Source organism: Bradyrhizobium ottawaense, assembly GCF_002278135.3.
GTDB classification, from domain to species: domain Bacteria; phylum Pseudomonadota; class Alphaproteobacteria; order Rhizobiales; family Xanthobacteraceae; genus Bradyrhizobium; species Bradyrhizobium ottawaense.
The window spans coordinates 5,233,688-5,256,485 of the sequence record NZ_CP029425.2 but is presented as its reverse complement, the minus strand read 5'-3'; the positions used below and the strand labels follow the sequence as shown (position 1 = coordinate 5,256,485).

Annotated in this window: 20 protein-coding genes; 4 read left to right on the top strand and 16 right to left on the bottom strand. The window is 63.4% G+C overall.

What is annotated here, in order from left to right; all coding sequences use genetic code 11:
* Positions 1 to 4 precede the first annotated feature (4 nt).
* The 5 genes from CIT37_RS25300 to CIT37_RS25280 all read right to left on the bottom strand — a co-directional run bounded on the left by CIT37_RS25300 (position 5) and on the right by CIT37_RS25280 (position 5,593).
* On the bottom strand, positions 5 to 805 hold the full coding sequence (locus CIT37_RS25300; RefSeq protein WP_028145325.1) for an acetoacetate decarboxylase: 801 nt from the start codon (positions 803 to 805) through the stop codon (positions 5 to 7).
* Between the two features lie 115 nt (positions 806 to 920).
* Positions 921 to 1,832: an MBL fold metallo-hydrolase gene (locus CIT37_RS25295; RefSeq protein ID WP_095425766.1), complete on the bottom strand. Its 912-nt coding sequence runs from the start codon at positions 1,830 to 1,832 to the stop codon at positions 921 to 923.
* Positions 1,833 to 1,924: 92 nt separating this feature from the next.
* Positions 1,925 to 3,142, bottom strand: a complete 1,218-nt coding sequence (locus CIT37_RS25290) for an NAD(P)/FAD-dependent oxidoreductase (RefSeq protein ID WP_095425767.1) — start codon at positions 3,140 to 3,142, stop codon at positions 1,925 to 1,927.
* A 528-nt stretch (positions 3,143 to 3,670) separates the two neighbouring features.
* Positions 3,671 to 4,621 (bottom strand): helix-turn-helix domain-containing protein, encoded by a 951-nt coding sequence (locus CIT37_RS25285; protein ID WP_095425768.1) that lies wholly within the window; start codon positions 4,619 to 4,621, stop codon positions 3,671 to 3,673.
* A gap of 18 nt (positions 4,622 to 4,639) precedes the next feature.
* The gene (locus CIT37_RS25280) at positions 4,640 to 5,593 is read right to left on the bottom strand and encodes a helix-turn-helix transcriptional regulator (RefSeq protein WP_028145321.1); all 954 of its coding nucleotides are present in this window, start codon (positions 5,591 to 5,593) and stop codon (positions 4,640 to 4,642) included.
* Between the two features lie 442 nt (positions 5,594 to 6,035).
* Here CIT37_RS25280 and CIT37_RS25275 point away from each other — a divergent pair, with 442 nt between their 5' ends.
* Together CIT37_RS25275 and CIT37_RS25270 are read left to right on the top strand one after the other, a co-directional pair.
* Complete coding sequence (locus tag CIT37_RS25275; RefSeq protein WP_028145320.1) at positions 6,036 to 6,962, top strand: helix-turn-helix domain-containing protein; 927 nt, start codon at positions 6,036 to 6,038, stop codon at positions 6,960 to 6,962.
* 106 nt (positions 6,963 to 7,068) lie between these two features.
* On the top strand, positions 7,069 to 7,998 hold the full coding sequence (locus tag CIT37_RS25270) for a helix-turn-helix domain-containing protein (RefSeq protein ID WP_028145319.1): 930 nt from the start codon (positions 7,069 to 7,071) through the stop codon (positions 7,996 to 7,998).
* Positions 7,999 to 8,006: 8 nt separating this feature from the next.
* Here CIT37_RS25270 and CIT37_RS25265 read toward each other — a convergent pair whose 3' ends face one another.
* The 8 genes from CIT37_RS25265 to CIT37_RS25230 form a co-directional block, all read right to left on the bottom strand.
* Positions 8,007 to 8,930 (bottom strand): catalase, encoded by a 924-nt coding sequence (locus CIT37_RS25265; protein WP_028145318.1) that lies wholly within the window; start codon positions 8,928 to 8,930, stop codon positions 8,007 to 8,009.
* Positions 8,931 to 8,951: 21 nt separating this feature from the next.
* Positions 8,952 to 9,374 (bottom strand): hypothetical protein, encoded by a 423-nt coding sequence (locus tag CIT37_RS25260; protein WP_028145317.1) that lies wholly within the window; start codon positions 9,372 to 9,374, stop codon positions 8,952 to 8,954.
* Positions 9,375 to 10,174: 800 nt separating this feature from the next.
* Positions 10,175 to 11,389: a M20 family metallopeptidase gene (locus CIT37_RS25255; protein ID WP_095425769.1), complete on the bottom strand. Its 1,215-nt coding sequence runs from the start codon at positions 11,387 to 11,389 to the stop codon at positions 10,175 to 10,177.
* 17 nt (positions 11,390 to 11,406) lie between these two features.
* A complete protein-coding gene (nikE, locus tag CIT37_RS25250) occupies positions 11,407 to 12,981 on the bottom strand; it encodes a nickel ABC transporter ATP-binding protein NikE (protein WP_095425770.1) in 1,575 nt (524 codons plus the stop codon).
* On the bottom strand, positions 12,978 to 13,808 hold the full coding sequence (locus CIT37_RS25245) for an ABC transporter permease (protein ID WP_095425771.1): 831 nt from the start codon (positions 13,806 to 13,808) through the stop codon (positions 12,978 to 12,980). The genes nikE and CIT37_RS25245 overlap by 4 nt, the downstream gene beginning before the upstream one ends.
* A complete protein-coding gene (locus tag CIT37_RS25240; protein ID WP_095425772.1) occupies positions 13,801 to 14,748 on the bottom strand; it encodes an ABC transporter permease in 948 nt (315 codons plus the stop codon). The genes CIT37_RS25245 and CIT37_RS25240 overlap by 8 nt, the downstream gene beginning before the upstream one ends.
* Positions 14,749 to 14,762: 14 nt before the next feature.
* A complete protein-coding gene (locus tag CIT37_RS25235; RefSeq protein WP_095425773.1) occupies positions 14,763 to 16,310 on the bottom strand; it encodes an ABC transporter substrate-binding protein in 1,548 nt (515 codons plus the stop codon).
* An 18-nt stretch (positions 16,311 to 16,328) separates the two neighbouring features.
* Positions 16,329 to 17,645 carry a M20 family metallopeptidase gene (locus CIT37_RS25230; protein WP_095425774.1) on the bottom strand — a complete coding sequence of 439 codons (1,317 nt, stop codon included), beginning with the start codon at positions 17,643 to 17,645 and terminating at the stop codon, positions 16,329 to 16,331.
* 77 nt (positions 17,646 to 17,722) lie between these two features.
* On the opposite strand from CIT37_RS25230, the gene CIT37_RS25225 reads away from it, so the two are divergent.
* On the top strand, positions 17,723 to 18,481 hold the full coding sequence (locus CIT37_RS25225) for a GntR family transcriptional regulator (protein WP_095425940.1): 759 nt from the start codon (positions 17,723 to 17,725) through the stop codon (positions 18,479 to 18,481).
* Positions 18,482 to 19,122: 641 nt separating this feature from the next.
* Here CIT37_RS25225 and CIT37_RS25220 read toward each other — a convergent pair.
* The 3 genes from CIT37_RS25220 to CIT37_RS25210 all read right to left on the bottom strand — a co-directional run bounded on the left by CIT37_RS25220 (position 19,123) and on the right by CIT37_RS25210 (position 21,198).
* Positions 19,123 to 19,269, bottom strand: coding sequence for a hypothetical protein (locus CIT37_RS25220; protein ID WP_174719463.1), 147 nt, complete (start codon positions 19,267 to 19,269; stop codon positions 19,123 to 19,125).
* Between the two features lie 17 nt (positions 19,270 to 19,286).
* Positions 19,287 to 20,174 (bottom strand): IclR family transcriptional regulator, encoded by an 888-nt coding sequence (locus CIT37_RS25215; RefSeq protein WP_095425775.1) that lies wholly within the window; start codon positions 20,172 to 20,174, stop codon positions 19,287 to 19,289.
* A 109-nt stretch (positions 20,175 to 20,283) separates the two neighbouring features.
* Positions 20,284 to 21,198 (bottom strand): dihydrodipicolinate synthase family protein, encoded by a 915-nt coding sequence (locus tag CIT37_RS25210; RefSeq protein ID WP_095425776.1) that lies wholly within the window; start codon positions 21,196 to 21,198, stop codon positions 20,284 to 20,286.
* 232 nt (positions 21,199 to 21,430) lie between these two features.
* Between CIT37_RS25210 and CIT37_RS25205 the strand changes: the two genes are divergently transcribed.
* Positions 21,431 to 22,771 (top strand): MFS transporter, encoded by a 1,341-nt coding sequence (locus tag CIT37_RS25205; protein ID WP_244611275.1) that lies wholly within the window; start codon positions 21,431 to 21,433, stop codon positions 22,769 to 22,771.
* Positions 22,772 to 22,798 lie beyond the last annotated feature (27 nt).

Here is a 22,798-nt window from a genome sequence, read left to right as displayed (position 1 = left end):
CCGATCACCCGGCATTCGCTTCGATCAGGATTTCGGACCCGCTCCCGCGTCGACGTGCGGCAGCGCCAGATGCCAGGTAGTCGTGGACCACCGTGCCTAGCCCAAGCGTCAGGTCGGCAACGATGTGCTTGGCCGACAGCACCTGGAGAACCGGCAACTCGGCGACGGGAGCCAAGGCATGCGAATACAGGTCCAGTGCCGCGGGTCCGGTCCATGCGCCCTTTACCGTGATGTCTTCGAGGTGGTAGCGGACCAGCTCGCAGATGCGCGGGGTGCCCTCGACATGCGGGATGATCTTGAGCAGGAAATTGGGTGCGGCGAGCTTGCCGGCTTCGATCGCGGTGTCGAGCGCGCGGTGTTTGTAGCCCATGGTGCCGGTCGCGATCCGCACCGAGCCATAGTTCAAGGTGCCGACCAGCGTGTCGATCTCGACCGCGAGCTTTGGTTGCGCCAGCTTCTTGGGAAAGCCCCACAATTCGCGTCCGCCGGCGATCGGCGGATGATCGTTGAGAAACATCTGATGGGTGAAGCTGCCGGTCTCACCCCGGTAGGACACCGGGATGACCTGACCGCTTTCGGTGTAGTCGCCGAAGCCGGTCGAGTCGGGCATGCGGATGAATTCGTAATTCACCACCGGCTCGGTGAGTTCGAGCGGCTCGGGCACGATCCGGCGCAGCGCCTCGGGATCGGTCTGATACTGGATGATGAAGTACTCGCGGTTGACGAAGCGGTAGGGGCCGGGTGGAAAAGCCGGGTTCGTCAGCGGCATGGCGAAGGCCTTCGTTCGCACGGTCTCATGTTTCATCGCGGTCGAGCTCCAGGTTGATCGATGTTGAGCGGGCCGCGCTCTGGCGCGGAAGACGCGGCCCGTATCGGATGAGCGCTTGCTGCGCGCTTGCCGGCACTAACCCGACAAGCGATCAGTAATCCCAGAAGGCCGGCACCCAACGAAACGCATCGCCCGCTGTGGCCACATGGCCGACGGACGGGAACGGCATGTGCGTGGCGACCAGCAGTCCGCCGGTCTCCGCCAGCTCTCGCAAAAGGCTGGTACGCGCACGGGCGGCTTCCTCGGGGTAGTGTTCGAAGCCGTTGTGCCAGTCGGGGTGTTCGAACCCGACCGCGAACACGAGGTCGCCGGCGAATGTCAGCCGGTCGCCGCCGGACGTCAGGCGAACGATGCTGTGCCCGGGGGTGTGACCGCCGGTGCGGTGGATGACCACGCCCGGCGCCACTTCGTGCTCATCCTCGAAGAGCCGAAGCTGGCTGCGGTATTCTTTCGTGAACCGTTTGGCCGTGGCGCGAAGCGCATCCGGGAAGCCGTCCGGCATCGAGACGTGGGAGAAATCGGGCGACTGCCAGAACTTGACCTCGGCGGCCGCGACGTGGATCTGCAGGTCCGGACGCAGTTGCTGCTTCACGCCGTCGACAAGCAGCCCGCCGACATGGTCCATGTGCATGTGGGTGAGCACTACGTCGGTCACGGAGGCGAGATCGATACCGGCGGCCTCCAGCCGATGGATCAATTGCCCGGCCCGGGGCAGCGGAAATTCCGCCCCCATGCCGGCGTCGATGAGGATGGTCCGGCCGCCGCTCCGCACCACGACCACGTTGAGTGCCCAATCGAAAGCGTCCGGTGGCAGAAAATTTTCTTTCAGCCAGGCCTCGCGGACGGCCGGCGCAGCGTTGTGGGCCAACATCGCGCCCGGCAGCGTCAGCACGCCGTCGCTGACCACCATCACGTCAATCTCGCCGATCCGCAGCGCGTAGCGCGACGGGACCAATTCATCGGGCACCTTGTTGCCGGTGTATGAGGGATCGTGCAGGTTCATGTTTCTCTCCTGTTAAGTGGCTGGGTGCTGGCAGGTCTTGTTTGGGCAGGCCGCGCAGCCAGCGCGGAGCGCGGCCTGCTTCACGTCGCGGGCTAGAAGAAGCCGCTTACATCGCCCACACGCTCCGGATCGGCCGAGGCGAGGGCGGCGGCGCGTTCGGCCTTCGGCGGATAGATCCAGACGGTGTTGATCTCCTGCTTGGTTTTCTTGGCGGTATCGCCGACCATCGTCACCTCGCGCTCCCAGCCGCGGGTGAACACCGCGTCGGCTTCGCCGAGGTCGAGGCAGGTAACGTATTTCTCCTGGTGGTAGCGTTTGGTCGGAACGCCGAGCAGTTCTGCGGCGGCGTTGTGGCCGGCAAAGGCGCCCATTCGCGTGGCGTGCTGGCACGACATCAGCGCGAAATTACCGTCATCGTCGCAGGCGGCGCGGGCGGCATCGCCGGTGGCAAAGACGCCGGGTACCGACGACACGCGCAAATCACGGTCGACCAGCAGCCGGCCGGAATTGTCGCGCTCGGCGGGGACTTGTGCGGTCAACGGAGCTGCGCGAATGCCGGCCGCCCAGATCACGGTCTCGGTCTCGATGTGTTCGCCTGAGGTCAGCGTAACGCCCGATTTATCGAGCGAGGCGACACCGACGCCGAGCCGGGTCTCCACGCCGCGCTTGTGCAGGGAGTCCTCAATGACGGGGCGGGGGCGTTCACCCATGGCGGGAGCGATAGCGCTGTTTCGGTCGACGATGATGACGCGCGGCTTGACGCCCTTGCCGAAAATAGCGCGAAGCCGCGTCGGCAACTCGGTTGCCGCCTCGATGCCGGTGAACCCGCCGCCGGCCACGACGACGGTGTCGCGCCCGTTCAATGCCGGCCGGTCAGCCAGGCCATGCAGATGCCGGTCGAGGGCAATCGCGTCGTCGAGCTGGTCGACGCTGAAACCATGTTCGGCAAGGCCCGGAATATCAGGACGCGCCAGCCGACTGCCGGTCGCCACCACCAGCCGGTCATAGGACAGGCTCTTCTTCACACCCTCGGCGGCGACGATTCCCACCACGCGCGACTGGGTGTCGATCGTCTCTGCGCTGCCTTGCACATAGACGACGTCGATGGCCTTGAGCACACCCAGCAGCGGCGCGGTCAAGGTCTCGGGCTTCGATTCGTAGAGCCGCGGGCGGACCACGAGCGTCGGCTCGGGCGAAACCAGCGCGATCTCGAGCTGTTCGGGCGAAACGCCCTGGATGTCGCGCAGGCGGGCGGCGGAAAGTGCGGCGTACATGCCGGCGAAGCCGGCGCCAATGATGACAAGTCGCATGTCGTTACTCCTCTGGTTTGACTTCTCGAACCTACGCGCGCGTCACCGTTGCCGCTCCCGCATCCGGGGATGGCTCGTAGCGATCGGTGACGACGCGAATACGTGAAACGAAAATTGTCGGGCGCTTACGGAGCGCTGCAGTCCGGCGCTAGTATCGTTGGACGTTCGCAGGAAGCCTGACAGCCGCGCGACGCCCGGGCGAGCTGAAGGGTGATCGGTTCGCTGGCCCTCAACGGCCAGCCGTCGCGCAAAACAGGGGCGCCATCTCTGGTTACGATCGACGTTGCGGGCAGTGTCGGAATTTCAACTTCCTCGCCCGTAGCTGAAGTGAAGCGCACGCTGAGTGACAGTCCGTACACCAGCGCGGTCGCAACGACCGTCCGTCGCGGTACGATTGCAAGGAGGGCGACACAGTGCTTCCAGGCCATTGTTCGTCTCCGTCCGTTGTCGATGTTCGATACCGCAAATCTACGGGATCGGAGTTGTGACCGCGCCAGCGCGATTGACGCGGTTGCAGAGAGATTGCTGTTACCGGATGCGCCGGCGCCAATCGCTCGGGGTATTACCCGTCAGCTTCTTGAACGCTGCCGTGAAAGCAGTTTGCGAAGCATAACCGAGCTCTGCGGCCACCAGCTCGATCGATGCGTCGGTATCGCGCAGCATGTTCATGGCCCGCTCGAGTCGCTGCTGGCGCAGCCAGGCGTGCGGTGAAAGCCCGGTGCTATCCTTGAAGGCGCGACAGAAGTGGAAGCGCGACAGGCCGGCATCCGATGCGAGCGCCGCCAGCGAAACGTCAGCATCGTTGCCCGAGCGCAGGCGTTCGATCGTTCGGCGGAGCGCATGGGGCGACAGCCCACCCACGGCCGGCTCGAACGTGACGGCTGTGCCGGCATGCGCAGCCAGCAGACGCGTGGCCAGCAGATCCGTCAGCTGCTGCCTGAACAGGGCATCAAGGGACGAATTGCCGTCGAGTACATCCGCCGCGCTCATCAGCAAGCTGGATGTGATGGCGTCGGGATGCCCCGTCCGTTCCAGCAGTTCGCCGGGAGCAGATGCGTCGGCTTCGCGGGCTACGCGTTCGAGCGTGGTGCGCGGAAGATAGAGCTGGATGACATCGACGGGGCCGGGAATATCCCATTTCGAGCTTGAACCCGCCGGAATGATCGTCACGACTCCGGGACGCGCCGTTCCAGTTGCCAGCGATTTCCCGCTGCGCCGCTCCAGACGCTGAACGCCCGTGGGGTAAGCCATGATGACATGGTCGGCCATGGGCTCGACCACGTCGTGCAACGCCCCGTGCTTCCAATGCGCGATGGCGCCGTTGGCAGGGTCTGAAGCCATCTGTACCGGCGCCGTCTTGAGCACACGCGCCATCTCGACTTCGGCAGCGCGCCGCTGGGCGGCCGGCCAACCGTCCTGGTGCGCACCGGCTGCGCCAAGCAGAGCCTCCAGGGGATCGTTCACGATCGGTTTCTTCATGAAACTATCCTTGCGTTGCTACCGCGCGCCTCGTCGCCAATCGGTCGGAGTTTCTCCGGTCAACCGCCTGAAGGCGGCCGCGAATGCCGTCTGCGAGGCATAGCCAAGCTCGGCCGCCACCGACACGATGGATGTGTCGGTGTCGCGCAGCATGTTCATGGCTTGCTCGAGGCGATATTGCCGCAGCCATGCGTGAGGAGAGAGCCCGGTACTTTCCTTGAAGGCGCGACAGAAGTGCGAGCGCGACAGGCCGGCATCCGAAGCGAGAGCTGCAAGCGAGACGTCGGCGTCGCTATCCGAACGCAAGCGTTCGATGGCGCGAAGCAGGACATTCGGCGAAAGCCCGCCGATGATCGGCTGGAACGCGGTGGGCGAAGCGGTGTGCGCGGCCAGCAGGCGCGTCGCGAGCAGGTCGATGAGCTGATGCCTGAACAGCGTATCGAGAGCGGAGTTGCCCTCCAGCCCGTCGGCCGCACTCAGGAGTAGTCGGGATGTAACGGGGTCGGGATGCCCGGTTCGCTCCCGGAGATCGACCACAGTGGTCGCGTCGGCTTCGCGGGCCACGCGCGCGAGCGTTGTGGTCGGGAGGTAGAGCTGAACGACATCCACGGGTTTCGGAATATCCCACCGCGAACTCGATCCTTCCGGAATGATGATCACGGCTCCGGGACGGAACGTTCCCTTCGAAAGCGATTTTCCCGAGCGCCGCTCCACGTGCTGCACCCTGCCATTGTAAGCCATGATGACGTGGTCGCTCATGGGCTCGACGACATCGTGCAACGGATCATGCTTCCAGTGCGCAATTGCGGCTCCAGAGGGGTCCAACGCCATGCGGATCGGTTCGGTGTGGAGGACGCGCGCCATCTCCGCGTCGGCGGAACGCTGTTCGGCGCTCGTCGATCGGCCCTGACGCTCGCCGGACGCGGCCGAAGGATTCTCATGCGCGGAATCGTGCGAGATCGGCTCGCTCATTGGGGTGCTCCCTTCGGAGGGGGACTTGCGCTGGCGTCGCCTGGGGCGACTTGCGGGCCGGTGTGAAGCCATTGCTTCCGTATGCCCGAATTGATCCGCGAGGCGCCGCGAACTCTCGCTGCGCGATCTAGGCGCGTGGTATTACGGGGTCTTTCCCAAAGCGGCCGCGATTTGTCTGATTCTGCTCAAAGCGCTCCGCGCCGCATTTCGTGATCGGCTGGAGTTCCGATTGACGCCAATGGCAAGGTTGCCATCGAACGCGATGGGTATTGAAATCACTTCGAAAAATTACTTTGTGACAATTAAGGCGGCCGACGATCACAATCACGGTCGACGTTCACCGCGACCTAGACCTCCGCACTCCGATACCGGATAATGCGTGCCGACATGACGGGTGGCGGTGAGACGAGCTGCCTGGTCAACTTCGGACGGGCCGGTCGAAATGGCACAGGCGAGCACCTTCGGACAGAGGGTCAGACAGCAGTTACACCTGACGGATACGCCGCCCTCGCTGATCACGCGTTCGCTGCGCGGCATCGAACTCGCGGCCACCGAAACCCGGAATGATAATCCCGTGCCAGGCCGTTCCGGTTCAGCGGCGGATGAGGCCTATTTCGTCAGTCTGAAGCTTCAGGATTATCCGGACTGCGAACTCTGGGATCATGGCAAGTGCGTCATGAAGACGGATGTCAAAGCCGGTACCACGTATCTGTACGATCTCCGGAGCGATCCGGGCTATATCATCGACAAGCCGTTTCATTCCCTGCACTTCTATCTTCCGCGTTCAGCGCTCGACGGCATCGCCAGAGAATCCCGTGTCCCGCGCGGTGACCTCGCCTGTCAGTTTGGCTTCGGCCATGACGACCAGGTCATGCGTCATATTGGGGCAGTGCTGTTGGAAGCACTGAGTCGGCCGGCAGAGGCCAACCAGCTTTTCATCGATCACATGATGCTGGCGTTCACCGCGCACATCGCGCAGGCCTATGGCGGGCTGCAAAGCACTGCCGGACCCGCTCGCGGGGGTCTTGCCCCGTGGCAGGTAAAGCGAGCCTGCGAACGGCTCGACTCAGACCTTGGTGGGAGGCTATCATTGCAATTGATCGCGGCCGAGTTCGGACTCTCGGTCAGTCATTTCTCGCGCGCGTTCCGAATCTCGACCGGCCTGCCGCCGCACCAATGGCTGCTGCGTCAGCGGGTGAACGCGGCCAAGCAGTTGATGACCGCACGAGACCTGTCGCTGTCCGAAATTGCGATCTCAGCCGGGTTCGCTAATCAAAGTCACTTTACGAAAGTGTTTTCGGTGCAGGTCGGCATCAGTCCGGCGGCATGGCGTCGCGAGGCCGCTGGCGGCTCCGAAGATGATATGTGATCACGGACAGCCCCAGACGGCTGTTTCGTACTCATCGCAATGGTCATGACCTTTGGTCGATCCCGATCAGGTGTTCCGTGCAACTCCACTCAAGGAGGCGGTGCATATGAAATCGTCAGGTTTCTACGGTCAGACCGTGAAGCGGTTCTTGCACCTGGAGCAAGAACCGGTTTCGTTGATCACGCGTTCGCTGCGCAACGCCGAGATCGCCGTCACTGAGACTCGTGTTGATGCGCCCGTGCCACGCCCCTCCGGCGAGATGGGTCTTCAGGATGCGTATGTTGTAAGCCTAAAGCTCAACGACTACCCGAACTGCGAGATTTGGGAGCATGGCAACGCCGTCAAGGCCGATATTCGTGCGGGCGCGACCTATCTGTACGACATGAAGAAGGATCCGCGTTTCATCATCAACAAACCGTTCCACTCGCTCCATTTTTATCTTCCGCGCTTTGCGCTCGACGGTATCGCTGAACAGTCCGGCGCACCGCGCGTGGGTGATCTGCCTTCTCAGCTCGGCGTCGGCCACGACGACCAAGTCATGCGTCATATTGGCGGGACGCTACTGCAAGCGTTGCGCCGGCCAACTGAGACCAACCAGCTCTTCATAGACTACATTATGCTCGCTTTTACCACACACGCTGCGCAGGCCTTTGGCGGGTTGCGATGGCGCGCTCGGGTGCCCCGGAGCGGTCTTGCTCCTTGGCAGGTACAGCGCGCCTGCGAAAGGCTCGACTCGGACCTCGGCGGGATGCTTCCATTGCAACTGATCGCTGCCGAGTTTGGCCTCTCGGTCAGTCATTTCTCGCGCGCGTTTCGAATTTCGACCGGCCTGCCGCCGCACCAATGGCTGCTTCGCCGGCGTGTCGAAGCGGCCAAGCAGTTGATGACCGCGCGAGATCTGTCGCTGTCCGAAATTGCGATTTCGGCTGGGTTCGCCAATCAAAGCCACCTTACAAAAGTGTTTTCGGCCCAGGTCGGCGCCAGTCCAGCGGCATGGCGCCGTGAAGTGCAGGGCACCGAGGATAGCGAAAGCTGATCATTCGATCACCGGCGTTGCGCCAACGACGTCGCGTAGGCGGCGCGGCGTGCCGCGAAGATCTCATCGGGTGGATAACCGATGCCTTCAGCGAGGGCTGCCGGATCGAAGGCCAATGCGTCGCACACTTCGTTCGCTTCGATTGCGGTGATCACGATCGTGCCGAGGCGCACCGTCTCCCTTTGGTCCTCATCCGGCCATCGAGTCGTGACGTCCAGGATCGGGTCGCCGGGACGGCCGAGCACCGCCATCAGGCTGAAGCGGATATCGCGTGCTGCGATCCTGCTTTGCAGATCATCGTGCAGGAAGGCTCCAGGCTTTGTTTCGGCTACGTCTTCGGTCGGCGCAGCCCGGTTGCCGACCGGGACGATCTTGAACTTGATGAACTGTGTCTCGTCACGCCCGTTTGTCGCCGGAAAGGAGTGGACGGCCCAGTAGGTGGTGTCGGCAAAACTTGCGGGAAGCGGATGGGCGGCCATGTAGCTTGCCTGATGCAGGGTCTCGGGATTGGCAGTGGAGAACGCCTCGAATTTATCCGGATCGGGCCGTCCGTCTGGGGTGGGAACGCGCACCTTCAGGTACGCCAGCATTTGTGCAAGTGTCCTCGCATAGTGAACGGGAGCGCTCTGTGTGAGGATGTCGGAACGATGGTCGACATCCCCAAGCCTGAAGCTGAAGCCGCGCAGCACGGGATTGTCCGTATCCGGCATGCGCGAATTGCCGTCTACCGCGAAGCGCGCCACCACGCGCGACGCGCCCGTGAAGCTCCGGGACTTCGTAATTTCTTCAGCCCGGTCCGACGGAATATAGGTGCCCCGGACGCAGCGGCCTTTGGCGAATCTGGCACGTGCCTTTGGAGAGGCGCCGGCCATCGCTTTCAGCGTGTCGACGATGGACGCGGGCGTGGCGCCACCGGTTGGGACCCGGATCATGACGATATCTCCGACATCCTGCTAAAGCGGCCAGGCACGGCAGCCTCGCGGGCGCTGAAAGACCAGCGGCTGCGTGGGCTTCGGTCTCCAGCCCATGCAGAAGATCGGAACGCCGTCCCGGGTCATGATCGAGGCCAGGGGATTTTGCGCGTGCGCCGGTTGCGGCGGAATCTTCGTTGCTTCATCTGCCGTGGAAGCGAAGCGTACCGTCGCTGACAGGGCGCACATGAAGGTGGCGGTGAGGACTTTCGGCCGTGATGCAAGGGTCGCAGATTGGTTGACGAGGTTTTTCCAGATCATCACGCGTCCCTTCGTGGTTGACGTCGACGCAGTGATGGTAGGGAAATGGCTCGCCGCTGCCCCAGAGCGATTGACCCAATTGTAGAGCGATTGCTGGCAGTTGCTGGCGGTCGGGAACCGCGCTGCGCGAGCGTTGCCGGTCATTCCTGGAGTTTGCCGAAATAGCCGCTGCTGGACGCGCGCTAGCTCAAATGGCTCTCGATGGATCCGAGCGAGAGTTCGGTTTCTTCAGTTGCCGATAGGGTGTCGAAATCCGATTCACTACTGATCGACACTGCTGTTTCGGCAGCCATTGCCCCACAATGACGGCAACGCGTCGCAGTGATGCCTCGCAGGCACATCGCGCTGGCGTGGATGGATTGGGAGTGAGGGCAATGTCCAACATCGCATATATTGCCGTGGTTACGGGCGGCTTGGCGATCACATGGGATCGGCAGCTATACTATTCTCGCGAAAATAGTATAACGGAAGGCAACGGCAAGAAAATGTGGTAATCTATTGAAATCACTAAATTATCGCTTTTCCGTGGCCCCCATGATGGATTGGAGCGAGAGTGCAAGTCTTTCAACTAGTTAAAGGGCGGCGTGTGCACGACGTGTGCACCGGGAGATCAAGAAAAATCTCACCGCAGCCAGCGTGAGCAGGCGCGCATGGATCGGATCTGCATTTTCGAGGGGAGGAGGCCGGCGAGTGCCAACGAGTACTCTCGGCCTATGATTTGTTCGATTGCTCGAAGTATCATGATTGGCTCGTCATCGCGGGAGGAGGCAGGCTCGGTACATGTTCTCCGAGATCAAGAAGCCGGTGATGTAGGCGAGGAACCAGCTCTGGTCGATGATGAGGACGTCGAGCTCGCGGGCGGCCATCGGCGCGCACGCGCTTAGCGCGCGCCACAAATTGTCATTTATCCTTCGTAGGATCGGATGCGCACGTTTCAGCGCCCGCTATCCGCAGATCTCCAGAATGGCCAGCATGTAGATGCGGATCATGTCGATGAAGTCGACGATATCGACCCGCTCATCGGGCATCGTATTGTAGCGACCGCCGGGGCCGCAGACGATGCCTTCCATTCCGCCGAAATAGTGCAGATGGCCGGCATCGGTTCCGTAGAAGCAGCTCGGGGCAACGGCGCCCGTCGGCTGCTGTTCTCCGCGTACTGCGCGATAAGCGCGGTTGACGGCCTCGACTATCGGGCTCGTGCGTGCCACTTCGAATGGCGGCATGGTTGGTACACCGGCGCGGTCCTCCGACATGATCTCGGCCTTGAGGCCGGGAAACCGTGCTTCGAGCGCGTCGAGCTCGCGACGCATGTCGGCCATCGCGCCGGCCTCGGTCTGGCCTGGTGCATAGCGGCCCGAGCCCTTGATCCGCACGAAATCCGCGACCTGGGGCGTGCGCCATTCGTGCAGCTCGCGGCCGAGCGCGCCGTGCACGACGCCGACATGGACGCGATTGATCCGTTTATGTTCCGGCGAGAGCGCGCCCGAGAATTTCATCGCATTGAGGCGCGGAATGAGGTCGCATGCGGCCGTGATCGCATCGACCGCCTCTTCGCGCTTGGACAGATGACGGGTATTGCCGGTCAGCTCGATGATGAACATGAAGGCCGCGGCGTGCATTGTCATCGCCTTCAGGTCGGTCGGCTCCGAATTGATGAAGTAGTTGGCGCGAAGTCCCTGCTCGACCAGCGAGTAGGTGCCGACGCCGCCTTGCAGCTCGCCCACCACATAGGTGAGGATGACGTCGCCCCTGAGTTTGACGCCGGCGTCAATCAGCGTCTTGACCGCGCAGAAGTAAGCGGCATCGCCGGCCTTCATGTTGGAAACGCCGATGCCGTAGATGAAGGCGTCGTCGACCTTGCCTGCCCAGGGATCGACGGTCCAGCCCTCGGTCACCGGGTTGGTGTCGAGATGGCCGTTGAACATCAGGCTCTTGCCGCCGCCCGCACCCTTCCAGCGGCCGACGGCGTTGACCCGGCCCTCGTTGCCGAAGGGCGTGAGCTCGGTCTCGATGCCGATCTCACGCATGCGGCCGGCCATGAAGGCTGCGAGCTGCTTCTCGCCGTCTGATTTGGAGTAGCTCTTGTGCTGCACCATGCGTGACAGGAGATCAAGGGCGGCGGGCACATTGACCCGGGCGAGAAGTTCGTTGTGATCCATGGGGGAAGTCCTTGTCGTCAGCCGACCGGTACGGGCGAGGCGGCCATCAGTTCGCTTGTATAGGGATGAACGTGGTCTACGTCGAAATCCTCGATCGGCAGCAGGTCGACCATCTCGCCTCGGCGCATCACGGCGATGCGGTGGGCGATTTGACGGATGAGGTTGAGATCGTGGGTGATGAACAGAAAGGCGGTGCCGGTCGCGGCGCGCAGCGCCAGCAGCAGTTCGATGATCTGCGCCTGCACGGAGACGTCCAGCGGCGCGGTGATCTCGTCGCAGATCACGAGTTTCGGCCGCGCGGCGAAGGCACGCGCGATGGCGATGCGCTGCTTCTCGCCGCCCGAAAGCTGATGGGGCCAGCGGTTGGCGTAGGATGCGGGCAGGCGCACCTGGTCGAGCAGGCGAGGAATATCCGCAAGATTGCCGCCGTAGAGCTTGAGAGGACGCGACAGGATCTCGTCGATCCTGTGACGCGGATTGAGCGAGGCATCGGGATGCTGGAAGATGATCTGCACGTCGCGGCGGTAAGCGGCGTTCATGTCGCGCATGCCGTAGATCTCGTGCGCGTCGAAGGTGATCTTGCCCGAGAAGCGTGCAAGCCCGGTCAGCGCACGCGCCATCGAAGACTTGCCCGAACCGGACTCGCCGACGAGACCGAGGATCTCGCCGCTGCGAACCTCGAGCCCGATCTTTTTCGTCGCCGGCGGCGGCGGGTCGCGAAACAGTCCGCCGCTGCCATATTGGACTTCGATGTCGGAGGCCGCGAGAAGGACCTGGTCAGGCGGCTTGTCATGGACAAGACGGCGTTCCGGCCTCGGCACGGCGTCCACAAGGGCGCGCGTGTTGGCATGGCGCGGCGCACGGAAGATGTCGGCCGCTGGCGCCTGCTCGACCAGGCGGCCGCGCTCCAGGACCGCGACCCGGTCCGCGACGCGCGTCACAAGCGCAAGATCGTGGGAAATATAGAGCGCGGCGACGCCCGTCTCCTGGCGCAGTCGCGCGAACAGTTCGAGGATGCGCGCGCCCGTGATGACGTCGAGTGCCGTGGTCGGCTCGTCGAACAGGATGACGTCGGGACGGCAGCCGAACGCGGTGGCAATGATGACGCGCTGCTTTTCCCCGCCGGAGATCTCGTGAGGGTAGCGCCGCATGATTGCGGCGGGATTGTTAAGATCGACGTGGCCAAGCAGATCGATGGCGAGCGCGTCAGCGTCGCGCGGCTTGAGGCTGCGGTGCTGGATCAGGGCTTCCGTGATTTGTCGGCCGATGGTGAGCGTCGGGTTGAGTGAGGCTGAGGGATCCTGAAACACCATGCCGAGCCGGCGGCCGCGTATCCGAGTGAGTTCGCGTGGGCTCAATCGTTGCAGGTCGATGTCGCCGAGACGCAACGAGCCGGCAATCTCGCGGGCATTTTCCGGCAAATGACGCATCAGCGCCCAGGCGAGCGAGCTCTTGCCGGAGCCGGACTCTCCGACCAGGCCCAGCACCTCGCCTAGTCGGATCTCCAGCGAAATGTCGTGCAGCACACGTACCGGTCCAGTGGACGAGACGTAGTCGAGTGTATAATTCTGGATCGAAAGTACGGAGGTCACCGCTCGTCCTTTGGATTGAGGGCGTCGCGAAGACCATCGCCGACCAGGTTGAAGGCAATCGCGGTGAGTGCGATCGCGGCCGAGGGCGCGATCAGTCCCCACGGTGCCTGATGCATGTATTGGCGTGCGTCCGCCACCATGAGCCCCCATTCGGATGCGGGCGGCTGGGCGCCGACGCCGAGAAAGCTCAGCGTCGCGAACAGCATGACGGCGAAGGACACGCGGATGGTGGACTCGATCACGATCGGCGCCATGACGTTCGGCAACATCTCGCGGAAGATGATCCAGGGCGCTCCCTCGCCACGCGCGATGGCGGCCTTGATGTAGTCCTGATTGCGTACGTTGAGCGCGGCCGAGCGGGTCACCCGCGCCATGCCCGGCGCAAAGGCGACCGCGATGGCAATGACGGCATTGCCGGCGCCGTTGCCGAGCGTTGAGACCAGCAACAGCGCCATCAGAAGGCCCGGGATCGCCATGACGGCGTCGATCGTGCGCATGATGGCCTCGTCGGTTCGTCCGCCGAGATAGGCCGAGCCAACGCCGATGATCGCTCCGGCTGCGCTACCGACGAAGGTGGCGATGAAAGCGAGCGGCACGGTCGAACGCGCGCCGACCATGAGGCGGCTCAGGATGTCGCGGCCGAATTGATCGGCGCCAAGCCAGTTCTGCCAGCCGGGTGCGCGAAACCGGCCGAGAAAATCGATCTTCTCCGGCGCATAGGGCGCCAATGCGGGCCCGAACAGGCAGGCGGCTGCGATCAGCGCCAGCAGCACGAGTCCGACAAAACCCTGCGGTTTCCGTATCAGGCGGCCGAACAGCTCAGTCATAGCGGATCCGCGGGTCGAGAAACGCATAGGCCATGTCGGCCAAGGTGTTGGTGACGGCATAGGTCGCGGCCATGATCAACGCGCCGGCCTGGATCGAGGGCAGGTCGCGCGTGGTGATGGCGACCATCAGCGCGCGCCCGATGCCGGGAATGGCGAAGATCTCCTCGATCACGATGATGCCGCCGAGCAAATAGCCGACGTCGAGCGCGATGATGGTGACGACGGGCAACAGGGCGTTGCGCAGGGTGTGGCGAAACAGCACGGTGCGCTCCGGCAGGCCCTTCAGGCGCGCGGCGCGGACATAGTCCGATTTCAGCACGTCGAGCGTCTCGGAGCGCATCATGCGCATGACATGCGCGACGAGGATCAACGAGACAGTGAGCACCGGCAGCGCCAGGTGACGGATGCCGTCGCCGAAATCCTCCAGTGGAGAGACGTAGCCGGTCGCCGGCAGCCAATGCCATGTATCGGCCAGCAGCAGGGCCAGCAGCGTCGCGGTGACGAATTCCGGAAGCGAGACCCCGAGATAGGCAATGAGGCTGACGCCCGTATCGGTGAGCCTGCCTTGCCGCAGCGCCGCGACCACGCCGAGCGGCACGGCCACGGCCAGTGTGACCAGGATGGCCGAGACGGCAAGCAGCAGCGAGCGCGACAGCGCCGCCAGCATTTCCGGGCCGACCGGCAGGCTCGTGCGCATCGAGATGCCGAAATCGCCGGTGAAGACGTGGCGGGCCCAGCGGGCATATTGCAGCCAGGCCGGATCGCCGAGCCCGAGCTTGGCCCGGAGCGCGGCGAGCACTTCGGGCGTCGCATTTTCCCCGAGCAGCGACTGGGCCGCATCCGCCGGCAAAATCTGCGTGATGGCGAACACCAGCATCGAGACCACGATGACGGTGTAGAACATCAGCATCAGACGGCGCGCAAACCAGGCCAGCGACACAGGCGTCTCCGGCGTCAGGCGCGCTTCGGCGCGCCGGCGCCGAGCGAGACCATGTCGAGGCGGAACACCGAGCCGCGTGGATGGAGAGCGTATCCTTCGACGTAGGACCGTTGTGCCGCGAGCAGGTCGAAGAATGCCGAAATCACCGAGGGGACCTCGGTGTTCATCATGTCCTGAGCCTTGGCGTAGAGTGCCGTGCGCTTCGCTTCATCGGTCTCGACGCGGGCTGCATTGATGACCGCGTCGAAATCCGCGTTGTTCCAGTGGGTCTCGTTCCAGGCCGCATCGGATGTGTAGAGCAGCTTGAAGACGGCGTCGGCGGTCGGCTGCATGTTGTAGAAGCCGACGTAGAAATTGCCTTTCTTCCAGACCTGGTCGAGATAGGTGGCATGCGGCATGGTCTGCACGTTGATGCGGAAGCCTGCCGCGGCCGCCATCTCGCGGACGGCGACGCCGAGCTGCGTGCGGGTTGACGGCCTGTCGGACGCGACCAGCGTCAAATCGAGGCCGTTGGGATAGCCCGCGTCGGCCAGTAGCTGCTTCGCCTTGGCGATGTCGGGCTTCTTCAGCGGAATGTTCTTGTAGAAGTGGTAGGCGGAGCTCAACGGCGTGTCGTTGCCCGGCGTGCCGTAGCCGCCGGCGACGAAGCCCACGGTTGCCTCGCGATCCACTACCAAGGCCAGGGCCTGGCGGACGCGCAAATCGTTGAACGGCTTCTGGTCGCATCCGAGGTTGATGTTCAGGAACTGGCCGGATGGGGTGCGCAGCGCCTTGACGCCACCGGCCTTGGCGAGGCGCTCATAGTCGCCCGGCGTGGTCGTGAGCAACAGATCGATTTCACCGGAGATCATTGCGGACGCTTCGGCGGTGCGGTCCGGATAGACCAGCAGCTCGATCCGGTCGAGGTAGGGCCGCGCCGGATCATAATAAGCGGGGTTGCGTTCGACGACGATCCGGCGGTCGGGCTCGTACGACGCCAGCTTGAATGGGCCGGTGCCGTTCGCGGTCGTCGAAAGGCTCGCGAGGTCGCCGGCGATGACCTTGGCCGGAACGATGCGCGCGTTGAGATAGGTGAGTGCCACTGGCAGGTCGGCATAGGCGCCTGTAAGCGTGAACTTGACGGTCAGCGGATCGACCGCGGCGACCTCCTTGATAGGACCGACATTGGTGCGGCCTGGCGAAGCGGTCCTCGGATCGAGGATGGCATTGATGGTGGCGACGACATCGTCGGCGGTCAGCGGCGAACCGTCATGAAACGTCACACCCGGGCGCAGCTTGAAGGTCCACTCGGTCAGCGTCGCGTTGGGTTCCCAGGACATCGCGAGATCCGGCTCGACGGTCATGTCCGGCTTCAGCCGGGTGAGGTTGGAGTAGAGCAGTTCGGTGACGAGATACTCCGGGTTCACGCGCGCCAGCATCGGATGGATGACAGATGCGGCCTGGTCGACAGACATCCGGAGCACGCCGCCGCGCTTTGGGGCTTCGGCGAGAGCGATCTTGGGCAGACCGGCGAGGCTGATCGCGGTTCCTGCAAGAAAGAGACGGCGAGTGAGGGACAGCATAGATGCGTGCTCCTTGAGCTAGCGAGCGGCGAGTGTTTCGGGAGACAGATCGGAACGGAATTCGGCTGACAGATAGGCAAGGACCGATTTCGCCAGCGCGACGATGTCGGCGCGCGTGGTAAATTCGCCGGGCGCGTGAATGCGGCTTTCCGGCCGGCCGAGGCCGGTCAGCAGGATCTCTTGCATTCCGGTCCGTTGTACCCAGCCGAAATCAGAGCAGCCCGTCGCACCCCATTTGGCGAAATCGTCCGGTGCGTATCCGAACCCGGCCGACAGCGCCTCCTGCCAGCGCGGCCAGTGCGGGCCAGTCGGATCTGATGTCGGCATGAGGTGGCCGGTGAGAACGACATCGACGTCGGCCCCGGGGGCCGCCGCAAAGATGGCGTTCTCGATTGTGGCACGCGCGGCCTGAAAGTCTTCTTCCGGCGCATAACGCCGACAGACGAGAATTTCAAAGAGCGATGGAGTCTGGCCGCCGCATTGGCCGCCATGGGCTGCGGAAATATCAAGCTGGGCGGCGAGCGGATGCGTCGCGTGCGGCGGCGCGGGCAGGGCGGACGTTCGCGCGGCGATGTCTGGTTTCAATGCTGCGAGCGCATTGAGGATCGGCAGTGCGGCCTCGATCGCGTTGGCGTTTGAGCCGGCGGCTCTGGCTTCGCTGGCGTGAACCGTCTTGCCGCGCACGCGCACCAGCAGGGTGAAGAGACCAAAGCAGCCGGCCCAGATGCGCGGCGCCGGAGTACCGTTGAAGTTCAGAATATGGCCTTCGAGTAAACCCTGCTCCGCCAGATAACGCACGCCGGGATAGAGTCCTGCTTCTTCGTCGGTGCAAAGCAGCAGCATCGGGTCGTAGCTGAGTGGAAGGCCGATCGTGCCGGCGGCGCGCAGTGCGAGCAGCACGGCCGCGATGGTGCCTTTCATGTCGGCGGCGCCGAGGCCGATCAGGCGATCGTCGTCGCGCGTCAACTCGAATGGATTGGTGGTCCACCCGGGCGCTGCCGGTACGGTGTCGACATGAAAATACAGCCCAAGCACCGGTTTGTCCGAGCGGCGGCGCGCGATGAGATTGGTTCGGCGCCCTTGCGCCGGGCCGCCCGCCACACGCCACAAATGTTCGGGGACATCGACGCGTTGGTAGTCCAGGCCGAGCGTTGCAACGGTGCTCTCCATTAATCCGGCAAACGCTTCGTATCCTGCGCCGGGCGGGAAAGTCGTGTCGATCGCCACCATCCGCACAAGATCGTCGATCGCACGTTCGACCGTGCGCTCAATCTCGGCGAAACCGTCGGCAAGCGCCGGGCCGGCCTGTGCAGGGCCTTTCGATGGAGAAACCATTTGCGGCAGCTCATTTCTATATTCTATAAAGAAATAGGCAAAGCCGATTGCTGTCAATTCCGAAGAATGAGGCAGGCGTGACCGGTAAACAGGCAAAAGCAGCGGCGAGTCTATCCAGCCTACCGGTTCCGCTGTACGAGCACGTCAAGCGGCAGATCGCCGAGGCGATCCTGGTCGGCGAGCTGGCTCCGGGCACGGTGCTTCCCGGTGAAGTTGCGCTTGCCGCGCGATACGGAGTTGCGGTCGGCACCATCCGCCGGGCGCTCGCGGACCTGACGGCCGACGGCATGCTGGTGCGTCGGCGTAAGACCGGGACGGTCGTGACCGGCCGCGCGCCGCAACATAGTCTGCGCTTTTTCTTCCAGTATTTCCGACTTCATGGCGAAGACGGCGGCCTCCAGCGTTCCGTGCCCGAAGTCCTGTCCGTGACGCTGCGGCCGGCTGATGCAGAGGAGGCCATCCTCTTCGCGGAAGTCGTTGGTGAGCCGCTGCTCTGTCTTCACCGCGTCCGACGTGTCGGCCGCGTGCCGGTGATGCATTCGCGAATACGGCTCGTCGCGCGCCGCGTGCCTGAGTTCCCGCGCAAGGCGGCGAGCGCGCCGGCGCTGCTCTACCTCCATCTGCTCGACACCTATGGCATTCGCATCGCGGCGATACGCGAGAAGCTCATGGCAGAGCTCGCCGACAAGGAGGACCGGCGTCTCCTGGCGCTGGCTTCGCCGAACGCCGTGCTAGTGATCCGCGAGGAAGCGTACGATCAGGCCGGTGCGCTTGCGATCTTGAGCGAGCACCGCGCCACGACTGCGCATCATCACTACGTGAACGAGATCCGCTAACCTGTTTCGAGCCGTTGCCACGCGGAGCGGCAGATTTGACACGGCCGCCATGCTGAGATCATCAAGCAATCCGCGCGACGTTCCGCTGGGTCGTGTCGAACATCGAGAACAGAGGCCGATCGACCGTTGTGGATTATGACGTACGGACTAGAGATGGCATCCGCTTGTGCCAATCCCATCTCAAATATTGATATACAGCGAATGTCGGTATCGGTGGCTGTGCCTCCCCGAACTGAACGAATTTGCCGTTTTCTCCCGCCGCTCAAACGCGTGCGTTTATTTGACTTCCTCCGACGACGCTTCCTTACGTTAGCTCAAATTGGCCCATGATGGATTGGAGCGAGAGTTCAAGTTTATGAGTTAGTTAGAAGGCGGCGTGTGCATGACGTGTGCACCGGGAGATCAAGAAAAATCCTGCCTCGGCCAATCTAGGCAGGTCCCGGAAGTGGGGGTGCATCCGATCTGCGAACATACGAGCAGGCTTCAACTACGTGGGGCTGGGCGAGGTGGCCCACGACAGCTCCGCGCATCCGCTGCGTTTAGATGGCGAAAGTCGAACGAAGGCGCAGCGCAGCTTGTCGCAGTTTTTGGGTCGCCGTCAGTGCAAGTCTCTGCCGTGAAGTATCACTTTCGGCCGGGCCTTACAGCATCGGCTCGTACTGGCAATGCACGAGCATTTCGGAGACCGACGCATTGTTCGACAGCATGAGTGCGGTTTCCACCAGGCCGGCGATGTCGCCCGGCTGGCTCATCTCGTGGCGGGGAATCTCACAGGCGGGTACCGTCATGGAAGTAAGGCACCCAGCTATGACTTGATAGTCCATTCGGCAGGCGTCTTTGTTTCTGAGCTCGGGTGCCTCGCCTCATCATCTAAGCCGGCGTGTTTGCCTGAAAAACCTGCCCCCGGCTTTTGCGAACTTGGCTCATAGCCAAGACGTATCGAGAGAAGCTCTGCATGCGTCATCACGGCCCGCGCCAGCTCGGGCACACGTTCGGGCGTGACGCGCCGGCTTGGCCCGCTTGCGCTGATTGCAGCGAAGACTCTGCCGGCACTGTTGCGGATCGGCGCGCCGACGCAGCGCAGCTCCGGCTCATGCTCGCAATCGTCGATCGAATAGCCGCGCGCCCTGATCGCCGCGAGCTCGGCCTTGAGCCGCTTCGGCTCGACGATCGTGTTCGGTGTGAAGCGGGCGAGGCCGGCGCGGATCACACGCTCGATCACGGCCTCGCCCTGGAAGGCGAGCGCCGCCTTGCCGACCCCGGTCGAATGGCAGGGCGAGGCCTCCATCGTGATGACGGTGTTGTGCGGCCGTGCCACCTGGTTGCGGCGGTTGACGAAGACCATCTGCGCGCCGTCGAAGATGCACAGATGCACGTCCTCGCCGCTGAGCTTGGCGAGTGTGTCGACGAAGGGCGGCGCCTCCCGATAGAGCGGCAGGTTCATCAGCGCGTTGCCGCCGAGCTCGAACAGTTTGAGCCCGAGCCGGTAGCGGTCGCGGCTGGCGTCTTGTTCCAGGAACCCGACGCTGCGCAGGCTGTCGACGATGCGATGGACGGTGGTGCGGGGCAGGCTGGTGCGCCGCGCGATCTCGACGACGCTCAGCTCCGGGTCGCTCGAGGAGAAGGCCTCGAGCACTTCCAGCATCTTGAAGAGCGACTTCACGCTTTGTCGACCGCCGTCGGCGCTCGTCATGTCAGGACCTTCCGGGCGACGCGACCTTGCGAAGCGCAAGCCGCGATCCAGCCCCGGCTTAGACGGAATCGGGCGCGGCGGCAATGCGGCCGCGCCCGTTGTTGAATGCTCACTCGGCCGCGGCCAGCCTCACACCGCCATCGAGCTCCATCAGCGGCTTAAGCGCTGCCGCGATGGATTCCTTCTGCCGGTTGGTCGGCGCCGGCATCGGCTGCCGCGGCAGACCGCCCGGCGAACCCTGGAGGGTGAGCGCGTGCTTCACGCAGGCCGGCAGATTGTCACCGACGATCGTGTTCCAGAACCGCAGCAGGCGCTTGTGAATCTCGAGCGCGGTGGTGTGGTCGCCACGCTGGACGGCATTCCACAGCGCGACGCAGGCGCCGGGGACGGCAGCCGGATTGGCCGCGATCGTGCCGTGCGCGCCGAGCGCAAAGGACGGATAGAGCAGCGCGTCGACCGCGGTCAGCACCACCTTGCCCGCGGGCACGTCTAGCAGCAAATCGGCCATCAGTTTGAGGTCGCCGGCGCTCTGCTTAACGCCGATCACGCCCGGCAGCTCGTTCATGATGCGCAGGAGCAGCGCGGGGCTCAGATAGTTCCAGGGCACGACGTTATAGATGATGACCGGCTGCTTGACCCCTTCCGACAGCGTCTTGAAGTGGCCGACGGTCGCGTCCTCGTCCGGCTTGAAGAGATAGTGCACTGGCGTGATCTGCAGTGCGGCGACGTTGACGTGCTCGATGGCGCGGGCACGCGCAATGGCTTCGCGGGTCGAGTTGGCGATGATGCCGGCGACGAGCGGCACCTTGCCGTTCAGCTCTTCCGCGCATGCCTCGATCAGGCGGCGGAATTCTTCGGCGGTCAGCGTGTGACCCTCGCCGGTGCTGCCACCGACGCAGACACCATGCACGCCCTTCTCGAGCAGGAACTTCACCTGGCGGCGAAATGCTTTCTCGTCGATGTCGCCGTTCTGGTCGAACGGTGTGGTGAGCGGCGGAATGATTCCGGTGATCTTTGCTGGCACGTTATCCTCCTTTTGATTGTTCGTAATGCGGACAAGTGAATACGATAAATGATCGCAAGGCGTCAAGCATGGGCAGCTATGCGGTAGAATTTTAGCTCTTAGAGTTAGAATAGATCGCGACCCCGGCCGAAAAATCCTCTTGACATGTGGGATGAGTCATTGCTCATGATGTCCGAAATACGGACAAAAGTCCGAGCGGGGGTGTTTCCCTGCCGCAGCCGGAGGTAACGTCATGAGCGAAATGGTTGGGTCGATCGGGTCCGGCGGGGTTGCGGATCAGCAATCCTCCGCCGCGATCACGGCGCGAGAGTCGAGCGATATCCGCAAGGTTGCGGTGGCGAGCGCTATCGGCAACATGATCGAGTATTACGACTTCACCCTCTACGCGACCGCGACCGCGCTCGTGTTCAACAAGATCTTTTTCCCGAGCACCGATCCGCTGGTCGGCTCGCTGCTTGCGTTTGCAACTTTCTTCGTCGGCTATTGCGCACGGCCGCTCGGCGGCGTGCTGTTCGGCCATTTCGGCGATCGCGTCGGTCGCAAGACCGCGCTGCTCCTCACCATCCTGATCATGGGTTTGGGCACGTTCCTGATCGGCTTTATGCCGACCTATGAGCAGGTCGGCGTGCTCGCGCCGATCTGCCTGATCGGACTGCGTCTGCTTCAGGGCATCGGCATCGGCGGTGAGTACGGCGGCGGCATGACGATGACCGTCGAGCATGCGCCGGCCGATCGCCGCGGCTTCTTCTCTTCGCTGGTCCATGTCGGCGTGCCCGCGGGCTTCCTGATCCCGATCGCGCTGCTCGGACTGCTGTCGACCTCGATGAGCGAGGGCGATTTCCTGGCCTGGGGCTGGCGGATTCCGTTCCTGTTCTCGATCGTTCTCGTCGGCATCGGCATCTTCATCCGCTTCCGCATCTCCGAGACGCCGGCGTTCAAGCGCGTGCTGAACGAGGAGGGCGCCGCCAGCGTTCCGGTGGTCGAAGCCGTGCGCAATCATACGGGCAACATCCTGTTCGGCATCGGCGCCAAGATCGCCGAGAGCGGGCTGTTCAACATCTACGCCGTGTTCGTGATCACCTATTGCAAGACCAAGCTCGGCCTGCCCAGCCAGACCATCCTCAATGGGGTTCTGGTCGGCTGCGCGCTGGAATGCCTGACGCTGCCCTTCTTCGGCGCGCTGTCGGACCAGATCGGCCGCCGCACGGTCTATGTCGGCGGCATGCTGTTCCAGGTCGCACTAGCGCTCGTGTTCTTCCAGATGCTGAACACCGGACACACCGGCATGATCTGGCTCGCGATTGCGCTCGGTCTCGCGCTCGGCCATGGCTCGGTCTATGGCGCGCAAGGCGCCTATTTCTCTGAGCTGTTCCCAGCGCGAATCCGCTACAGCGGCTTATCGCTGGTGCAGCAGCTCGGTCCGATCCTTGGTGGTGGCTTGTCTCCGCTGATCGCGACTGCGCTGCTCGCCGCATACGGCTCGCCCTCGTGGGTTGCCGGCTATATGGCCGCGATGGCGCTGCTGTCAGCCGCCTGCACTTTCGGCCTCCGCCCGGTTCGTACAGGCGCCTAAGCCCGCGTCCCGTCTTCGAAAACGACC

Coding starts and splice junctions, on each gene's coding strand:
- CIT37_RS25300 (WP_028145325.1), bottom strand. CDS start 805: ATGAAACATGAGACCGTGCGAACGAAGGCCTTCGCCATGCCGCTGACG.
- CIT37_RS25295 (WP_095425766.1), bottom strand. CDS start 1,832: ATGAACCTGCACGATCCCTCATACACCGGCAACAAGGTGCCCGATGAA.
- CIT37_RS25290 (WP_095425767.1), bottom strand. CDS start 3,142: ATGCGACTTGTCATCATTGGCGCCGGCTTCGCCGGCATGTACGCCGCA.
- CIT37_RS25285 (WP_095425768.1), bottom strand. CDS start 4,621: ATGAAGAAACCGATCGTGAACGATCCCCTGGAGGCTCTGCTTGGCGCA.
- CIT37_RS25280 (WP_028145321.1), bottom strand. CDS start 5,593: ATGAGCGAGCCGATCTCGCACGATTCCGCGCATGAGAATCCTTCGGCC.
- CIT37_RS25275 (WP_028145320.1), top strand. CDS start 6,036: ATGGCACAGGCGAGCACCTTCGGACAGAGGGTCAGACAGCAGTTACAC.
- CIT37_RS25270 (WP_028145319.1), top strand. CDS start 7,069: ATGAAATCGTCAGGTTTCTACGGTCAGACCGTGAAGCGGTTCTTGCAC.
- CIT37_RS25265 (WP_028145318.1), bottom strand. CDS start 8,930: ATGATCCGGGTCCCAACCGGTGGCGCCACGCCCGCGTCCATCGTCGAC.
- CIT37_RS25260 (WP_028145317.1), bottom strand. CDS start 9,374: ATGACCGGCAACGCTCGCGCAGCGCGGTTCCCGACCGCCAGCAACTGC.
- CIT37_RS25255 (WP_095425769.1), bottom strand. CDS start 11,389: ATGGATCACAACGAACTTCTCGCCCGGGTCAATGTGCCCGCCGCCCTT.
- CIT37_RS25245 (WP_095425771.1), bottom strand. CDS start 13,808: ATGACTGAGCTGTTCGGCCGCCTGATACGGAAACCGCAGGGTTTTGTC.
- CIT37_RS25235 (WP_095425773.1), bottom strand. CDS start 16,310: ATGCTGTCCCTCACTCGCCGTCTCTTTCTTGCAGGAACCGCGATCAGC.
- CIT37_RS25230 (WP_095425774.1), bottom strand. CDS start 17,645: ATGGTTTCTCCATCGAAAGGCCCTGCACAGGCCGGCCCGGCGCTTGCC.
- CIT37_RS25220 (WP_174719463.1), bottom strand. CDS start 19,269: ATGACGGTACCCGCCTGTGAGATTCCCCGCCACGAGATGAGCCAGCCG.
- CIT37_RS25215 (WP_095425775.1), bottom strand. CDS start 20,174: ATGACGAGCGCCGACGGCGGTCGACAAAGCGTGAAGTCGCTCTTCAAG.
- CIT37_RS25205 (WP_244611275.1), top strand. CDS start 21,431: ATGAGCGAAATGGTTGGGTCGATCGGGTCCGGCGGGGTTGCGGATCAG.